The 17,227-nt window shown below is 70.6% G+C and carries 14 protein-coding genes, 1 tRNA gene and 2 pseudogenes; 10 read left to right on the top strand and 7 right to left on the bottom strand.

Annotation, left to right across the window (positions count from 1 at the left end; all coding sequences use genetic code 11):
- Window positions 1–256 precede the first annotated feature (256 nt).
- The 3 genes from pheA to JIX56_RS23805 all read left to right on the top strand — a co-directional run bounded on the left by pheA (window position 257) and on the right by JIX56_RS23805 (window position 3,918).
- Complete coding sequence (pheA, locus tag JIX56_RS23815) at window positions 257–1,192, top strand: prephenate dehydratase (RefSeq protein WP_257543366.1); 936 nt, start codon at window positions 257–259, stop codon at window positions 1,190–1,192.
- 570 nt (window positions 1,193–1,762) lie between these two features.
- On the top strand, window positions 1,763–3,040 hold the full coding sequence (gene serS / locus JIX56_RS23810) for a serine--tRNA ligase (protein WP_257543364.1): 1,278 nt from the start codon (window positions 1,763–1,765) through the stop codon (window positions 3,038–3,040).
- Window positions 3,041–3,096: 56 nt separating this feature from the next.
- Window positions 3,097–3,918 (top strand): HAD family hydrolase, encoded by an 822-nt coding sequence (locus tag JIX56_RS23805; RefSeq protein ID WP_257551068.1) that lies wholly within the window; start codon window positions 3,097–3,099, stop codon window positions 3,916–3,918.
- A 440-nt stretch (window positions 3,919–4,358) separates the two neighbouring features.
- Here JIX56_RS23805 and JIX56_RS23800 read toward each other — a convergent pair.
- The 6 genes from JIX56_RS23800 to JIX56_RS23775 form a co-directional block, all read right to left on the bottom strand.
- Window positions 4,359–4,442: transfer RNA gene (locus JIX56_RS23800), tRNA-Ser, on the bottom strand.
- Window positions 4,443–4,726: 284 nt separating this feature from the next.
- Window positions 4,727–5,191, bottom strand: coding sequence for an SGM_3592 family protein (locus JIX56_RS48080; protein WP_443031870.1), 465 nt, complete (start codon window positions 5,189–5,191; stop codon window positions 4,727–4,729).
- Window positions 5,192–5,336: 145 nt separating this feature from the next.
- Window positions 5,337–6,056 (bottom strand): ABC transporter permease, encoded by a 720-nt coding sequence (locus tag JIX56_RS23790; RefSeq protein WP_257543362.1) that lies wholly within the window; start codon window positions 6,054–6,056, stop codon window positions 5,337–5,339.
- 10 nt (window positions 6,057–6,066) lie between these two features.
- Window positions 6,067–6,978 carry an ABC transporter ATP-binding protein gene (locus JIX56_RS23785; RefSeq protein WP_257543360.1) on the bottom strand — a complete coding sequence of 304 codons (912 nt, stop codon included), beginning with the start codon at window positions 6,976–6,978 and terminating at the stop codon, window positions 6,067–6,069.
- Window positions 6,975–7,913: an ABC transporter permease gene (locus JIX56_RS23780; protein WP_257543358.1), complete on the bottom strand. Its 939-nt coding sequence runs from the start codon at window positions 7,911–7,913 to the stop codon at window positions 6,975–6,977. Before JIX56_RS23780 ends, JIX56_RS23785 begins: the two co-directional genes overlap by 4 nt.
- Window positions 7,903–8,892: an ABC transporter ATP-binding protein gene (locus JIX56_RS23775; RefSeq protein ID WP_257551065.1), complete on the bottom strand. Its 990-nt coding sequence runs from the start codon at window positions 8,890–8,892 to the stop codon at window positions 7,903–7,905. Before JIX56_RS23775 ends, JIX56_RS23780 begins: the two co-directional genes overlap by 11 nt.
- Before the next feature lie 350 nt (window positions 8,893–9,242).
- On the opposite strand from JIX56_RS23775, the pseudogene JIX56_RS23770 reads away from it, so the two are divergent.
- The 7 genes and pseudogenes from JIX56_RS23770 to JIX56_RS23740 all read left to right on the top strand — a co-directional run.
- Window positions 9,243–9,505: pseudogene (locus JIX56_RS23770) on the top strand (M24 family metallopeptidase); the annotation flags it as partial.
- Window positions 9,506–9,613: 108 nt separating this feature from the next.
- The gene (locus tag JIX56_RS23765) at window positions 9,614–11,389 is read left to right on the top strand and encodes an SDR family oxidoreductase (protein ID WP_257551064.1); all 1,776 of its coding nucleotides are present in this window, start codon (window positions 9,614–9,616) and stop codon (window positions 11,387–11,389) included.
- Window positions 11,386–12,295: pseudogene (locus JIX56_RS23760) on the top strand (metal-dependent hydrolase); the annotation flags it as partial. The gene JIX56_RS23765 and the pseudogene JIX56_RS23760, both read left to right, overlap by 4 nt.
- A 55-nt stretch (window positions 12,296–12,350) precedes the next feature.
- Complete coding sequence (locus JIX56_RS23755; RefSeq protein ID WP_257543356.1) at window positions 12,351–13,298, top strand: MerR family transcriptional regulator; 948 nt, start codon at window positions 12,351–12,353, stop codon at window positions 13,296–13,298.
- 123 nt (window positions 13,299–13,421) lie between these two features.
- Complete coding sequence (locus JIX56_RS23750; RefSeq protein ID WP_257543355.1) at window positions 13,422–13,970, top strand: RNA 2'-phosphotransferase; 549 nt, start codon at window positions 13,422–13,424, stop codon at window positions 13,968–13,970.
- A 114-nt stretch (window positions 13,971–14,084) separates the two neighbouring features.
- Window positions 14,085–14,987, top strand: a complete 903-nt coding sequence (locus JIX56_RS23745; RefSeq protein WP_257543354.1) for an LLM class flavin-dependent oxidoreductase — start codon at window positions 14,085–14,087, stop codon at window positions 14,985–14,987.
- A 164-nt stretch (window positions 14,988–15,151) separates the two neighbouring features.
- Window positions 15,152–16,021 carry an HAD family hydrolase gene (locus JIX56_RS23740; protein ID WP_257543352.1) on the top strand — a complete coding sequence of 290 codons (870 nt, stop codon included), beginning with the start codon at window positions 15,152–15,154 and terminating at the stop codon, window positions 16,019–16,021.
- A gap of 28 nt (window positions 16,022–16,049) precedes the next feature.
- On the opposite strand, the gene JIX56_RS23735 is transcribed toward JIX56_RS23740, so the two are convergent.
- The gene (locus JIX56_RS23735) at window positions 16,050–17,111 is read right to left on the bottom strand and encodes a M23 family metallopeptidase (protein ID WP_257543350.1); all 1,062 of its coding nucleotides are present in this window, start codon (window positions 17,109–17,111) and stop codon (window positions 16,050–16,052) included.
- Window positions 17,112–17,227 lie beyond the last annotated feature (116 nt).

The following is a 17,227-nucleotide window of genomic DNA, read 5'->3' as shown; positions in this document are numbered from 1 at the left end:
GGCCGGTGCGGCGGTGGGGGCCCCTCCCGTTCGAGCGAAGCCGAGAATGGGGGAGCGTGCCGGGCGTCGCGACGGGGCGAACCTTGGCTGACGCGGCACTAGCCACTCGTTCGTCGGCCGCCGGCCGGGTGCCGGGGCGCGGGGCGTCGGGATGTCGGGGAGGCGTGAGGGCGCCCCCAGGGCCGTACGTCTCTCTCAGGGGTGGTGGGGCGGGATCCGTGCGCCTGGGCCCTGCCAGGCCCATTAGGGTGAGTCCATGCCAGCCAGCTACGTGTACCTCGGCCCCGAAGGCACCTTCACCGAGGTCGCCCTGCGCACCCTGCCGGAGTCCGCGACCCGCGAGCTCATCCCGATGGTGTCCGTCCCCGCCGCCCTCGACGCCGTCCGCAACGGCGAGGCCGAGGCCGCGTTCGTCCCGATCGAGAACTCCGTGGAGGGCGGCATCACGACCACGCTCGACGAGCTGGTCGCCGGCGCACCGCTGATGATCTACCGCGAGGTGCTCCTCTCGATCACCTTCGCGCTGCTGGTCCGCCCGGGCACCAAACTCTCGGACATCAAGACGGTCACCGCGCACCCGGCAGCCCAGCCGCAGGTCCGCAACTGGATGAAGGCCAACCTCCCGTCCGACGTCGTCTGGGAGTCCGCCGCCTCGAACGCGGACGGTGCCCGCCTCGTCCAGGAGGGCCGTTACGACGCCGCCTTCGCCGGTGAGTTCGCGGCCTCGCGGTACGGCCTGGAGGCCCTGGAGACCGAGATCCACGACGCGGAGAACGCCCAGACGCGGTTCGTCCTGGTCGGCCGCCCCGCCCGGCCCGCCGCCCCGACCGGCGCCGACAAGACCTCCGTCGTCATCTGGCAGCGCGACGACCACCCCGGCGGACTGCGCGACCTGCTCGGCGAGTTCGCCGTCCGCGGTGTCAACCTCATGCTGCTGCAGTCCCGCCCCACCGGCGAGGGCATCGGCAACTACTGCTTCGCCATCGACGCCGAGGGCCACATCTCCGACCGCCGGGTGGCCGAGGCCCTGATGGGTCTGAAGCGCGTCTGCCTCCAGGTGCGCTTCCTCGGTTCGTACCCGCGTGCGGACGCCACGACGGCGAAGATCCGGCCCACGCTGCCGGGGACCTCCGACACCGAGTTCGTGGCCGCGTCGGACTGGGTGGCGCGCTGCCAGGACGGCCGGTTCTAGGACAGCCCTGCCGCCGGTCCTACCTGCTTATTTTCTTTGTCCACAGAAGTTATCCACAGGTGGGCTTCTCGACCTGGGGACAAGTCGACACCATCGCGCCACTCAGTCGACAAATCACCTTCGTGGGTCCCTCTGCGTCCACAACCCCGTAGGTCACCCTTCGTCCACGCGTCTCCTCCAGTCAATCCATTAGAGCGACCCATCCCTGCGCGAATCCACTCGAAAGTGGGCATGAGGGTGGTTTGAGTCGGGAATCATCGAGCCGACGCCCGCCTTCCCGACGATCTCCTCCGGTTTCCACAGATCTTTCGCACAGCCTGTGGATAACTTTCCGGCGCTGTGGATTTCTGTGGACAGCCGATCCCCAAGTCCCTTATGCCACAAGGGAGTCGAGTCAATCAGGCGCCACATCCGTGTCCCCTTTCAGGGTGTCTGACCCCAATTCGTTGACTTTCCTCGACGCCCACGGGCATCTGCCACCACCGTCGACATTTGGTTCACATCGCCATAGAAGCGGCGTACAACGAATTCAAGTCGTGGGCCGGAACCACGCACCGGTAGCCTTGAGGGGTGATTGACCTTCGCCTGCTCCGTGAGGACCCCGACCGTGTGCGCGCGTCCCAGCGCGCCCGTGGAGAGGACGTCGCGCTCGTCGACTCCCTCCTGTCCGCCGACGAGCGGCGCAGGTCCTCCGGCGTCCGCTTCGACGAGCTCCGCGCCGAGCAGAAGTCGCTCGGCAAGCTGATCCCCAAGGCCTCGGCTGACGAGAAGGCCGAGCTGCTGAAGAAGGCGAGCCAGCTCGCGGCCGACGTTAAGGTCGCCGACGCCGAGCGCGACGCGGCCGCCGCCGAGACCCAGGAGCTCCTCCTCCAGCTCGGCAACCTCGTGCACCCCGACGTCCCCGTCGGCGGCGAGGAGGACTTCGTCACGCTGGAGACGCACGGCGAGATCCGCGACTTCACGGCCGAGGGCTTCGAGCCGAAGGACCACCTGGAGCTCGGCACGATCCTCGGCGCCATCGACACCGAGCGCGGCGCCAAGGTCTCCGGCTCGCGCTTCTACTTCCTGACGGGCGTCGGCGCCCTCCTCGAACTCGCCCTGGTCAACGCGGCGATCGCCCAGGCCACCGCGGCCGGATTCACCCCGATGCTGACCCCGGCGCTGGTCCGCCCGCAGTCGATGGCCGGCACCGGCTTCCTCGGCCAGGCCGCCCAGGACGTCTACCACCTCGACAAGGACGACCTGTACCTGGTCGGCACCTCCGAGGTCGCGCTGGCGGCGTACCACATGGACGAGATCCTCGACGCCGACCGCCTCCCCCTGCGCTACGCGGGCTTCTCCCCCTGCTTCCGCCGCGAGGCCGGTTCGCACGGCAAGGACACCCGCGGCATCTTCCGCGTCCACCAGTTCGACAAGGTCGAGATGTTCTCGTACGTCGCGCCGGAGGACTCGCAGGCCGAGCACCAGCGCCTGCTGGACTGGGAGAAGCAGTGGCTCACGTCGCTGGAACTGCCGTTCCGGGTCATCGACGTCGCCTCCGCCGACCTCGGCTCCTCGGCCTCGCGCAAGTTCGACTGCGAGGCGTGGATCCCGACCCAGGGCAAGTACCGCGAGCTGACCTCGACCTCCGACTGCACGGAGTTCCAGTCGCGCCGCCTGTCGATCCGCGTCCGTGACGGCAAGCAGGTCAAGCCGCTGGCGACGCTCAACGGCACCCTCTGCGCCGTCCCGCGCACGATCGTGGCGATCCTGGAGAACCACCAGCAGGCCGACGGCTCCGTCCGCGTCCCCGAGGTCCTGCGCCCGTACCTGGGCGGCCGCGAGGTGCTGGAGCCGGTAGCCAAGTGAGCGCAGCGGCTGCCGCCGGGGACCCCGCCGACTCCCCCGACTCCGGGAAACCCAAGGTGTCGGAGTCGTCCGAGGTTGCCTCGGGCTTCCCGTACAAGCTGATCGCGACCGACCTCGACGGAACGCTCCTGCGCTCCGACGAGTCGGTCTCCCGGCGCACCCGTGAGGCGCTCGCCGCGGCCACCGCGGCGGGCGCCGCCCACATCGTCGTCACCGGCCGGGCCGTCCCCTGGACCCGCCACATCCTCGACGATCTCGGCTACCGGGGACTGGCCGTCTGCGGCCAGGGCGCACAGGTCTACGACGCCGCAGAGCACCGTCTGCTCACCGCCGTCACCCTGGACCGGCAGCTCGCCGCCGTGGCCCTCGCCAAGATCGAGGCGGAGACCGGCCCACTGCGCCTGGCTGCCAGCCGCGCGGGACTGGAGGGCGAGATACTCGTCGGCGCCGGGTACGCCCTGCACGGCTCGCTCCCCACCATTCCGCTCACGGACGTGTCCGACCTCTGGGCGGCCCCGCTGAACAAGATCTACATACAGCACCCCACCCTGACCTCCGACGAACTCGCCGAAGCCGCCCGTCAGGCCGCCGGCGGCTTCGTCACCGTCGCCATGGCCGGCGAGGGGATCGTCGAACTGCTCCCCCTCGGCCTCACCAAGGCCACCGGTCTCTCCCTCGCCGCCCGCCGCCTCGGCGCGAAACGCACCGACACCATCGCCTTCGGCGACATGCCCAACGACATCCCCATGTTCACCTGGTCCACCCACAGCGTGGCCATGGCCAACGCCCACCCCGCCCTCAAGGCGATCGCCGACGAAGTGACCTCCTCCAACGAGGACGACGGCATCGCCGAGGTACTGGACCGCTTGCTCAACTAGAAGCCGGGCGAACGGTGTGCGACCCGGCGAAACGACGTCGGCCGGAGGTCGGCCGGCACTACAGGGAGTTCATCCACGGGCTACCGATCTGGTGGGAGCCGACGACTCCGAGAGGCGCCGTAGCGGGCGGAACCGGAACCAGCGGCTCAGCCGCGGGGTGGCTCTCCACTTGGCCGCCCCCCATCTGCGGGCAGTCGTGCCGCTGGGGCGGCAGGGGTGGGCGGGTACGGGTGGCGGGTACGGGTGGCGGGCACGGGTGGCGGGCACGGGTGGGCGCAGGCGGCGCCCTGCCGGCGCCGGTGAGCGAAACCCCTCCCCGGCCGACACACCACCGCCGGGGACCCTCAAGAACGCCCCCGAGGCCCAGCACAGCCCTGTGAGCCTCCGTACACGTACCCCCAGCCCAAGAATCCGGCCAAGTCACAGCGACAGCGAAACGGCGGAGGATGCACGAATCGAACGTGCGCGGGCACAACCCGACCACGGCTTAGCAAGCCGGTGCCTTACCACTCGGCCAATCCTCCGGGTGGGCGGCCCACGCGAAGCGATTCGCGCGCTCGAAGCGGCCGCCCCGGGCAACTCCCCGCTGGGGGGACGGACTCGACGGAGGGGTAACTACTCCGGAGCCCGCCGTGCGCTGCCCTGTCGGGAACTCGACGTACTGCGCCTGAAGGACAGCATCGCCTGGCTCCTCTCCCAGAACATGGCGCCGGCTCGACCCGGCGGCCCGGACATCAACCACTGTGCCCGGCAGCCGAGTTGCACGCCACCGAATATCCACCGCACGACTGTCCGCCGCGCGACGCGGTCACCGGCGGCGCCACCTGCGTCGTCGAGCCTTGCTGAAGAACCACCCGGCGGGCGGCTCGTCCGACCGCCAGGGCTGGGGATCGGGTGCCTGCTGCCGCCAGCGCGCCGCGAGCATCCGCGCCCGCGCCGACGGCTCAGCCGTCTCGGCGGACCGTATGAAGTCATCGTCCAGGACGAGGCCGTCCCAGCCATCCCCGCCCGCGCCCCCGTCACCGGCCGCGGGCTCGGGCCCGGGCCCCGACATGGATCCGGCTCCGGCCTCGTCAGCCGGTCCACCCCCGGCACCCGATACGGCCCCGGAGCCCACTCCGACTCCGGCCCCGGCGCCCAACCCCGTCCCGGAGCCTGCCCCGACTCCGGCCCCGGCGGCCAGGCCAGGCCTGGGGTGCGCTCCGGCCTCGGCCGTACCCTCCGTCACCCTGCCCTGCGCCTCGCCGCCGTCGGGCGACACCTCCGCTGCCATCCCCGTTCCTCCCGCCTCCTGGCCGCCCTTCATGGCCGTGTATGCCCGGTCGTTTCGCCTCGCCCAGTGTGCTTGGACGGGCGTGAAGCCCCGGTCAAGATCAAGAGGGGTGGTCCTCCAGGGCGGGCCGCCCCGGAGGGTTCCGTCACTCCTCGCCGGCCAGCTTCAGCGTCCGCAGCTTCTGCCCCGCGTACCAGGTCGCACCCGCGGTGACGACCGTCAGCAGGACCACCGCGGTCGGCAGCCCCACATCGGACGTCACGAGGCCGCCGTCGGTGACCTTCTGGGCGACGGCGAGCGCCCACTGCTGGACGCTGAGCGTGCGCGCGCCGTCCACCAGGGACCCGAAGAGCGTCTCCCAGACGAGCGCGTAGACGAGCCCGAAGACGACCGCGTGCCGGGTGACCGTCCCGAGGAGCAGGAACATCGCCGCGTACGCGATCGAGGCGACCAGCGCCGCCACCGTGTAGGCGACCGCGATCTGCTGTCCGTTGCCGTTCAGGATCAGGCCCGCGAGCAGTGTCGGTATGGCCGAGAACGCCATGGTCACGGCGATCGCCACGATCAGCTTCGTGCAGATGATCGTCGACCGCTTCACCGGCTTGGCCAGCAGATACACCACCGAGCCGTCGTCGATCTCCGGCCCGATCGCGCCCGTTCCCGCGATGACGCCGATGATCGGCACCATCGTGGCGAGGGCGAATCCGCCGAGCAGGTCCGCGGCCACTTGGTCGTCGGCGCCGCTCAGGACGCGCACGGCCACGGACAGCACGATCAGCAGGGCGGGCAGCGCGCTGAGGATGAGGGCCCGACGGCGGCCGAGCAGAGCCCGGTAGGTGAGCCGGGCGACTGTGGGGTCGTACATCTTCGGCCTCCTACGCCGCGACGAGATACGAGAAGACGGACTCGAGGGACTCGTCCGACGGCGAGACCGTCAACAGACGGATGCCATGGTCCCGGGCCACCCTCGGCAACAGGGTCGTGAACCGGCCGAAGTCGACGGCCTGGACGCGCAACGCGCCCTCGGCCAGGTCCACTTCGATCCCGGCGGTCGACGGGTCGGCGATCAGCGCGGCGGCCAGGGCACGGTCGTCGCTGGAGCGCACCAGGTAGCGGTGCGGGCGGTCGGTCATCAGGCGGCGGATGCGCCGGAAGTCGCCGCTCGCCGCGTGCCGTCCGGCGACGATCACCTCGATGTGGGCCGCCAACTGCTCGACCTCTTCGAGGATGTGGGACGAGAACAGAACCGTGCGGCCCTCGTCGCCCATGCGCCGCAGCAGATCCATGAGCTGCATGCGCTGGCGCGGGTCCATGCCGTTGAACGGCTCGTCCAGCAGGAGCAGGGACGGTTCGTGGACCAGGGCGGACGCCATCTTCACGCGCTGGCGCATGCCCTTGGAGTACGTCGAGATCTTGCGGTCCTGCGCGTACTCCATCTCCACCGTGGCGAGCGCCCGCTGGGCGGCCTTCGCCCCGAGGCCGTGCAACTCGGCGTTGGCGACGACGAATTCGCGGCCCGTGAGGAAGTCGTACATCGCCTCGCGCTCGGGGACGATGCCGATGTGCTTGTAGATCTGCTCGTTGCGCCACACCGGTTTGCCGTCGAGCGTGACGGAGCCCGTTGAGGGGGCGAGGAAGCCGCCCATCATGTTGATGAGGGTGGACTTGCCGGCGCCGTTCGGGCCGAGGAGGCCGGTGACGCCGGGGCCGATCGTCATCGTGACGTCGTTGACCGCCACCACGTTGCCGAACCAGCGTGAGACGTGGTCGATGTTGAGCGTGGTCACAGCCCGACCTTTCGGTAGCGGCGCATCAGCAGGCCGTAGGAGCCGGCGATGAGACCCAGGACGACGAGGAGATAGACGACTCCCTGCCCGCTGGAGGGGCCGTGTCCGCCGGGAAAGGCGGAGGTGGCGCCCAGGAAGGCGGTCTGTACACCGTCTATCAGCGTGATCGGCGAGAAGAGGCCGAGCCAGGGCACCGCTTCGGTGCTGGACTGCACATCGGCGATGGCCTGGACGACGGACACGGCCCCGTAGGAGATGGTCAGCACGGCGATGACGGCCGCGATGCCGAAGCCGCGGCGCGGGGTGACCGCCGAGATCACCAGGCCGATGCCGGCGAAGAGGAGCGACAGCAGTGCCACGGACACCAGTCCCTGCGCGAATCCCTTGGTCTGGTCGGTGAAGTCGAGCTTGGCCAGCAGCGCGCCCACATAGAGCACGAGCAGGGGGACCGCGGTGAGGACGAAGAGCGCCGAGGTCAGCGCCGCGAACTTCGCGCGGACGTAGTCGGCGGTCTCGATCGGTCGCGAGAAGTACAGCGGGACCGTCTTGAAGCGCAGGTCGCGCGAGACGGACTGCGGTGCCTGGGAGGCGACGTAGAGGCCGATGACAGCCTGCATGATGACCGCGTAGTCGGTGTACTTGATGGGCAGGTCGTTGGCCTGGGTGGCGACCGAGACCGCCACCATGATGGCCGCCGGTACGCACATCACCGCGAAGAGCAGCATGGGCAGCACCTTGGACTTGGCCGAGCGGCCCAGCCCGTACGCGCCACGCAGGGACTGCGAGTACAGGGAACGGCGGGCATATGCACGGCCCAGGCGGGGGCCGTCGTAGGAGCGGTATCCGATGTTGTGGATGCGGCTCTGTTCGCCCGCGCGTGCGGGCTGTCCACCGGTGAGGGCCGATGCCTGTGCACCGTGCTGCTCAACCGCCATGGCCGACCGCCTCCTTCCGTGCGTCCTGGGCGCTCCGGGTGCCCGTCTGTTCGTCGTTGTCCGTGAAGACCTCGGCGATGTGGTGCCTGCGCTGCTCCATGCGGACCAGGCCGAGGCCCAGGTCGGCGACGAGGTCGCGGACCAGGTCGTAGGTCTCCTCGCCCTGGGCGGTGAGGAGCAGGATGTGCCCGGCGCCCGGGAGGCCGCTGCCGTCGGAGACGGTCACGCCGCGCGCGTGGAGGGCCTCGCGCAGCGCGCCGGTGCCGTCGGGATGTTCGTCACTGTCGGTGACTTCGACGGCGAGGGTCGCCGTGCTCTGGGTGAAGTCCCTGGTGGAGCTGGACCGCAGAAGCTTGCCGCCGTCGACCACGACGACGTGGTCGCAGGTGCGCTCCAGCTCACCGAGCAGATGGGAGGTGACCAGGACCGAGATGCCGAAGTCGGTGTGGATGCGGCGGATGAGGCCCAGCATCTCGTCCCGGCCGACCGGGTCCAGGCCGTTGGTCGGCTCGTCCAGGAAGACCAGCTGCGGGTCGTGCACCAGGGCCTGGGCGAGCTTCACCCGCTGTTTCATGCCCGTGGAGTAGCCGCCTATGGGGCGGTACCGCTCCTCGTACAGACCGACATGGCGCAGGGTGTCCGCGGTGCGCTCGCGCGCAGCGGTCGGCGGGAGGCCGGACATGCGGGCCATGTGCACGACGAACTCGGTGGCCGAGACGTCGGGTGGCAGGCAGTCGTGCTCCGGCATGTACCCCACCCGCTCGCGGATGGCGCCGCCTTTGGTGGCGACGTCGAGGCCGAGCACCTCGGCACGCCCCTCCGAGGCGGGGGACAGACCCAGCAGGATCTTGATCAGTGTGGACTTGCCGGCGCCATTGGCACCGACGAGTCCCGTCACACCGGGTCCGATGTCCACGGAGAGCCGGTCAAGAGCGGTCACCCTCGGGAACCGCTTGCTCAGGCTTTCGGTCGCGATCACAGTCACGATTTAGACATTAGGGGCGCGGGTCGCCGCAGTCGTCACCCCGCAGAGCTGTCTGCGTCTCACTCTCGAGTCGTACGGGGCCGTAGGGGGCGTCAGCCGCCGGTCCCCCTAGGGGTCACCCTGAGGTCGAACAACCGACGGGCCCGAGCCGCGCGGCAGTGGCCGCCATGAGGAGGAACGACCGACGTCGCCGTTTCGTGCCCGCCTCCGCCCCTGCCTTCGTTCCGCCGGTTTTCCAGGGGCCTCGCACCCTCCTATTGACGCAGCCACCAATCACTGTCACATTCATCAGTGTCACCTTGCGAACACGGACCGTAGTCGATGGAGACAGGTGGGCCAGTGACATGACGTCGCCACGGACGGGCGGACTCGCTGCGGAGCTCCGGGAGTTCAGGCAGGTGCAGACCCTCGCGTACGAGTGCGGGGAAGAGGTCGCGGCCCAGCTGAAGCCGGGTGTGACCGAGCGCGAGGCGGCGCGGATGCAGCGCCGCCGGCTGCGCGAGCGCGGGGTGCGGGACTGGTTCCACCTGCGCTTCGCCTGGTTCGGCGACCGCACGGCGTTCGTGAACTTCCGCTGCAGTTCTTCCCCACCGATCGCCGCCTCGAAGCGAGAGGAGATCCTGGCCGTCACCGACTCCGCGGATCCCCGGGAGAGCGCGTTCCGGCTGGACGACGACCTGCCGCGTGTCCGGCGGTGGGTGGAGGAGAAATACCGATGAGCGAAGGGGGACATGTGACAGGGCTCGATGGCGCGCGGGAGCGCCTGGTGCGGGCGGACGGAGTCGAGTTGTGCGTCGCCGAGCTGGGTGACCCCGGGCAGCCGACGGTCCTGCTCGTGCACGGCTACCCCGACACCAAGGAGGTCTGGTCAGAGGTCGCCGTACGGCTCGCGGAGCGCTTCCACGTGGTGCTGTACGACGTGCGCGGCCACGGCGGGTCGACGGCGCCGAAACCGTTGCGCGGCGGGTTCACCCTGGAGAAGCTGACGGACGACTTCCTGGCGGTCGTGGACGCCGTCAGCCCCGACCGGCCCGTGCACCTGGTGGGGCACGACTGGGGGTCGGTGCAGGGCTGGGAGTTCGTGACGGTCGAGCGCACCGAGGGACGCGTCGCGTCGTTCACCTCGATGTCCGGACCGTCCCTCGACCACTTGGGGCACTGGATCAAGCGGCGGGTGAAGCGCCCGACCCCGCGCCGGATCGGTCAACTCCTCGGCCAGGGCGCCAAGTCGTGGTACGTCTACGTCCTGCACACGCCCGTGCTGCCCGAGCTCGCCTGGCGCGGCCCCCTCGGCAAGTGGTGGCCCGGCCTGGTCCGGCGGGCCGAGAAGCTGCCGCGGGGCGACTACCCCAGCCCTTCGCTGCCCACGGACGCCGCGCACGGGGCGTGGCTGTACAGGGACAACATGCGAGCCCGTCTGGCTCACCCCCGTGACGACGCGTACGCGCACGCGCCCGTGCAGCTCATCACGCCCCTGGGAGACAAGTTCATCTCCGAACAGCTCTACGACGACCTGGAGTCGTGGGCTCCGCAGCTGACCCGGCGCACCCTGCCCGCCAAGCACTGGATCCCGCGCACACGGCCCGACCAACTGACCGCCTGGATCACCGAGTTCGTCATGGCCACCGAGGGCGGACGGCCCGCGCCGATGGCCACCGGGAAGTACACGGACCGGTTCGGCGGGCAGTTGGTCCTGGTCACCGGCGCGGCCGGCGGAATCGGCCGGGCCACCGCCTTCGCGTTCGCCGAGGCCGGCGCGCGCGTGATCGCCGTCGACCTGGACGCCGAAGGAGCGGCCCGCACCGCGGAATTGTCCCGGCTGATCGGCGCTCCCGAGGCCTGGGCGGAGGCGGTCGACGTCTCGGACGAGCAGGCCATGGAGAAGCTCGCCGAGAAGGTCGCCGCCGAGTACGGCGTGGTGGACGTGCTGGTGAACAACGCGGGGATCGGGCTCTCGGGGTCCTTCCTCGACACCACCGCGGAGGACTGGCGGAAGGTCCTCGACGTCAATCTGTGGGGTGTGATCCACGGCTGCCGGCTCTTCGGGAAGCAGATGGCCGAGCGCGGGCAGGGCGGCCACATCGTCAACACCGCCTCGGCCGCCGCGTATCTGCCTTCCAGGACGCTGCCCGCGTACAGCACCTCCAAGGCGGCCGTGCTGATGCTGAGCGAGTGCCTGCGCGCCGAGCTGGCCGGGCAGGGCATCGGGGTGTCGGCGATCTGCCCGGGCATCGTCAACACCAACATCACCTCGACCGCGCGCTTCGCCGGCGTCGACGCGGAGGAGGAGAAGCGCCGGCAGCGGAGGACCGCACGGCTGTACGGGCTGCGGAACTACCCGCCGGAGAAGGTCGCGGACGCCGTCCTGCGCGCGGTCGTGCGCAACCAGGCCGTCGTCCCCGTCACCCCGGAGGCCCACGGCGGCCGTTTCCTGTCCCGCTTCGCCCCGAGAGCGTTGCGCGCGCTCGCCCGGCTGGAGCCGCCGCTGTGAGCCCCCAGGACGAGCGGCACAAGAGCGGGCACTGCACGAGCGCCCCGCGCAGGGTCTCCTTCGGCTGGGAGAAGACCGCGCTGCACTGGATCCCCGGCGAGCCCACCGCCACCCACGTCATCAATGTGCTGCATCTGCCGCTGCCGGCGGGGGAGCGGTGGTTCGTGAAGGTCTTCAAGGAGGGGCTGCCGTTGGTCAGGGACGCCGAACTCCTCAAGGAGGTCAAGGGCTTCATGGGGCAGGAGGCGACGCCCAGCGTGCAGCACGCGTATGTGCTGAACCATCTCGCGGCGCAGCGGCTCGACACCGCGGACTTCACGAGGCACGTCGATTTCCTCTTCGAGAAGCTGCTCGGTGAGGCACCTCCCCTGGGGGCGCCGGTTCCAGCCCGGGAGTGGCTGCGCTTCCGGCTGTCGGTGATCGCCGCGATCGAGCAGTTCACGGCAGTGCTCGGCGACTGGGTGCTGGCCGCCGAGGGACCGGGCCGGGTCGGACGAGGTCATGCTCGACCTGTTGCGCCGGCACGGCGCGGAGGAGGTCGAACACCGCGCGGTCGCCTTCGACATGTTCCGGCACTGCGGCGGCCGGGGCCGGCAGCGCTACGCCCGACGGGTCGCGGGCATGGCGGTCACGGCGCCGGTGATGCTCTACATGTGGGCGTGGGGCGCCGCGTACCTCATACGGCACGACCCGAAGCTCGCCGGACGCCTGCGCCACTCGCTCGCCGCGCACAACAGGGCCGTACGCAAGGGCCTGTTGCCCACATGGAAGGAGCTCGGCGCGGCCGTCCCCCGCTATCTGCGCCGCTCCTACCATCCGCCGCAGGAAGGCTCGCTGCGCAGGGCGGTCGAGTATCTGGCGAAGTCGCCCGCGGCACGCACCGGGGCGGGCGCGAGCGCGCGGGCGCGTCGGCGTAACCGCCGACGGACAGCGCGGGGAAACACAGGGAGGCACGACAACCGTGAACGACGAACCAGCCGGGGCCGCGTACCGCATCGAGGATCTGGCGCACCACAGCGGTGCGACGGTCCGGACGATCCGCGCCTACCAGGACCGCGGACTGCTCCCCCGCCCCGAGCGGCGCGGCCGGGCCAACGTGTACTCGGACGCCCATCTCACCCGGCTGCGCCAGATCGCCGACCTCCTCGACCGCGGCTACACCCTGGCCTCCATCAAGGAACTCCTGGAGGCCTGGGACGCGGGCCGCGGCCTCGGCGGGGTGCTCGGCCTGGTCGCGGAGGTCGACGGACCGTGGACGGACGAAGAGGCCGTACGCATCTCGCGGGCCGAGCTGGTGGAGCGGTTCGGCGGTGCTCCGGACGAGGCGGCGGTGGCGGACGCGGTCGAGCTGGGCGTGTTGGAGCTTCTACCCGGCGAGGAGGACCTGTTCCTCGTACCGAGCCCCCAAGAGCTGGCTGTGGCGGCCGAGCTGCACGAGGCGGGAGTGCCGTTGTCCGCGATCGCGGACCATCTCAGGGAGTTGAGGGGGCAGGTCGAGCACATCGCCACCCGTTTCCTGGAGTTCACCACCGAGCATGTGTTCGCTCGCTACCTCGGGCAGCACCAGCCGCCGAACGAGGCCGACGCGGTCGAGGCGGCGACGCTCGTACGACGGCTGCGGCCGCTCGCCCAGCAGACGGTGGATGCCGAACTCGCACGCGCGATGCGGCTGTTCGCGACCCGACAGCTGCGCCGTCACCTCGATGCGGACGCTCCCGCCGAGTCCGCCGACGGGTCGTGTTCCCTACGGATCCCGGCGTCCACAATGCGGGCCGTGGAGAAGCTGGTTGGCCCGGAGCAGGCCTCGGCCTTCATCACGGCGGCCACCGAACGGGAGGTACAGTCACGCACCTTGGACACGCTTGCTGCAAATATGCGCGAAAGCAACAAACTTGGCCAATCGTCATGAATGGGATGGGGAGTTGTCCACAGATTCTTCAATTCCCCTGTGGATAACTACACTTGGTTGTGGATCAAACATCCGGATCAAAATCAAGTGCGTGACGCGGGTCTCTCCATGCACGCTGGCGGGATGAACGAACGACGTACCGTGAGGGTGTCGAAGTATCTCTCCAAGCACCTGAGACACCAGCCGGAGCGGATCGGGCTCACGCTCGACGAGGGTGGCTGGGTCCGGATCGACACGCTCATCGAGGCGGCCGCCGCCCATGGCTTCCGCTTCACGAGGGCGGAGCTCGACCACGTGGTCGAGGCCAACGACAAGAAGCGGTTCGCGGTCGAGGGCGACCGGATCCGCGCCAGCCAGGGCCACACCGTCGAGGTCGATCTCGGCCTCCCCTCGGCGACCCCGCCGCCGTACCTCTACCACGGGACCGTGGCGGCTTACCTGGGCGCGATCCGGGCCGAGGGCCTGCGCGCCATGAACCGGCACGACGTACACCTCTCGCCCGACCGTGAGACCGCCACCCGCGTCGGTGCCCGCCGCGGTCGCCCCGTCGTGCTCTCCGTGGACGCCGGCGCGATGCACCGCGACGGCCATGTCTTCCGTGTCAGCGCCAACGGGGTGTGGCTGACCGAGGCCGTGCCGCCCGAGTACCTGCGGTTCCCCGAATCGTCCTGAGCGGGACCGGCCGTGATCCGGCCTGCCCAGACCCGACCGGACCTGCCCGATCCTGATCATTCGCTGCTGTCCGGACCGGTCGGGCCATCCGGTGACTGCGCTTACGCTCGACGTATGAGTCTGCGTCTGAGCACCGTGATCCTGCCGTACGTCCGCTGGCACGAGGGCGGCCGTGCCACATGGCAGCGGGCCGAACAGCTCGGGTTCCACACCGCGTTCACGTACGACCACCTGTCGTGGCGGACCTTCCGGGACGGGCCGTGGTTCGGCGCCGTGCCGACCCTGACCGCGGCGGCCGCCGTCACCGACCAGCTGCGCCTCGGCACGCTCGTGACCTCGCCGAACTTCCGGCACCCGGTGACTCTCGCCAAGGAACTGATCTCCCTCGACGACATCTCCGGCGGTCGGTTCACCCTCGGCGTCGGAGCGGGCGGCACCGGTTTCGACGCCACCGCGCTCGGCCAGGAGCCGTGGAGCCCGCGCGAGCGCGCCGACCGGCTCGCCGAGTTCGTCCCTCTGCTCGACCGGCTGCTCACCGAGGACTCCGTCTCTTACCAGGGCGACCACTACGCGGCCCACGAGGCGCGCAACATCCCCGGCTGTGTCCAGCGCCCCCGGCTGCCCTTCGCGGTGGCCGCCACCGGACCGCGCGGGATGCGGCTGGCCGCACGGTACGGGCAGGCATGGGTGACCACCGGGGACCCCAAGCTGTACGAGACGGGCACCCCCGAACAGTCGGTTCAAGCCATTCGCGGGCAGGTCGAGAGGCTGGCCGACACGGCCGCCGCGCTCGGCCGTGACGCGGCCCGGCTCGACAAGGTGCTGCTCACCGGTTTCACCCCGGACCGCGGCCGACCTCTGGAGTCACTGGACGCGTTCGTGGACTTCGCGGGCCGCCACGCCGAGCTGGGCTTCACCGACATCGTGATCCACTGGCCGATCCCGGACTCGGACTTCGCCGCGGACGAGAAGGTGTTCGAGCGGATCGCCATGGAGGCACCGGCCCAGCTGGCGTGAGAGCGCCCCGGAGCAGTCGCGGGCCGAGGGCGTGCGCGGCGGGTCATAGAGGCGCGAGGACAGCCGGTCGTAACAGCGCAGCAGGAGCGCGGACAAGGACGGTAATCACTCACCTGTGCGGGCGCCCGCACGACCGTGCGCGCACATACGCGACAATGGGACCCGTGACCTCAGCGACGAGACAGCCCGAGACCCCGGCCCCGACCGTCCCGCCCCGGCTGATAGCCACGGATCTCGACGGCACCCTGCTCCGCGACGACAAGTCGGTCTCCCCCCGTACCGTCGCCGCCCTCGCGGCCGCCGAGGAGGCCGGCATCGAGGTCTTCTTCGTGACCGGCCGCCCGGCCCGCTGGATGGACGTCGTCAGCGAACACGTCCACGGCCACGGCCTCGCGATCTGCGGCAACGGCGCCGCCGTGGTCGACCTCCACGGCGGCCCCGGCACCCACCGCTTCGTCAAGGTCCGCGAGCTGGCCCGGGAGAACGCGCTCGACGCCGTACGGCTGCTGCGCGAGGCCGCACCCGGCACCGTGTACGCGGTCGAGCAGACGTACGGCTTCAACCAGGAGCCCGAGTACCCGAAGCTCCACATGGAGATCCCCGACACCCTCGCGCCCGCCGAGAAACTGCTGGCCCCGGGCGGTGTCGCCGACGACGAGCCGGTGCTGAAGATCCTCGCGTACCACCCCACGATCGACCCCGACGACTTCCTCACCACCGCCCGCATCGCCGTCGGCGACCGGGCCACCATCACCCGCTCCAGCCCCAGCGCCCTGCTGGAGATCAGCGGCCCGGGCGTCTCCAAGGCCAGCACCCTCGCTCTGTGCTGCGCCGAGCGCGGTATCTCCCACGAGGAGGTCGTCGCCTTCGGCGACATGCCGAACGACGTCGAGATGCTCACCTGGGCGGGCCAGTCGTACGCCATGGGCAACGCACACCCGGACGTCCTCGCGGCGGCCTCCGGACGGACCGTCGCCAACAACGAGGACGGCGTCGCGGTCGTGATCGAGCGGCTTCTCGCGGAACGGCTGTAAGCCGTACCGGAAATCCGTATCGGAGCGGCTACAACTCCACCCCGTGTCTCCGCAGCCACGGCACGGGGTCCACGCCCGACCCCAGCTCCGGCGTGACCCGTACCTCGAAGTGCAGATGCGGCCCGGTGGAGTTGCCCGTGGTGCCCGCCTGGCCGATCCACTGCCCCGCGGCCACGCGTTCGCCCTGGTCGACGGTGACGGCGGCGAGGTGCGCGTACTGCGTGTAGTAGCCGTCCGCGTGCTGGACGACGATCTCGATGCCGAAGGCGCCCCCACACGACACCTTCACCACGCGTCCCGCCCCGACCGCCCGCACAGGCGTGCCGATCGGCACGGCGAAGTCCTGCCCGGTGTGGCGACGGGCCCAGCGTTCACCGCCGCTGCCGTAGCCCGCGGAAAGCTCGTACGTCTCCACGGGCGCGACCCACGACCTCGTGCGGCCGCCGGTCGGCTGGTCCAGCCGGACGGCACCCCGGCAGGCCCCGGCCGCGGCCGCCTCGTCGGCCTGCCCCTGGAGTGTCCACTGCGCCTCTTCGAGCTTTTCCTGGATCGCCTGCTTGATCTCGGCGAGTTCGGTGTTCCGCCGTTCCAGCGTCTGCCACGCCGTCGCGGCCTTCGCCTCGTCCGCGGCGAGCCTCGCCTCCGCTCGGCGGCTCTTGTCCACGGCGTTGTTGACCGCAAGATCCGCCTGCCAGACGGCCCGCTGACCCCGCATCAGCTGCTCGGGGTCCTCCGCGAGAAGCATCTGCGCGGTGTACGGCACCCCGCCGCCCTGACGGTACTGGGCGCGCGCGATCCGGCCGAGGTCGGCGTTCAGTACCGCGATCTGCTTCCGCTCCCGCACGAGCAGCCTCTCCAACCGCTCCGCCTTCGCCTTCTGCGACTCCGCCGCCCGCCGCCCCGCCTCGTACCGCTGCGTCGCCACCGCCGCTTCCTCGAACAACCGCGTCACCTGGGCGCTTGGGCCGGCCTCACCAGGGCCGCCCGAGGCCCCGCCGTCACTCTCGGCCGCCGTGGGCCGGGCCACGAATACCGCCGCGGCGCACAGCACCACGGCGACGAACAGCGGGCGTCGGCGAGAGAAGCGCATGTCAGCGATCGTGACCCGGTCCGACGCCGCAGTCCTCTTCGAGTCATACGTCTGGGGGACGGAGTGCCCCGGACGGGTCACGGCACTGCGCCGAACAGGGGCCTGACCGCACGGTG

It is taken from the genome of Streptomyces sp. CA-210063 (assembly GCF_024612015.1).
GTDB lineage: Bacteria > Actinomycetota > Actinomycetes > Streptomycetales > Streptomycetaceae > Streptomyces.
This window is presented reverse-complemented; position numbering and strand designations above follow the sequence as displayed.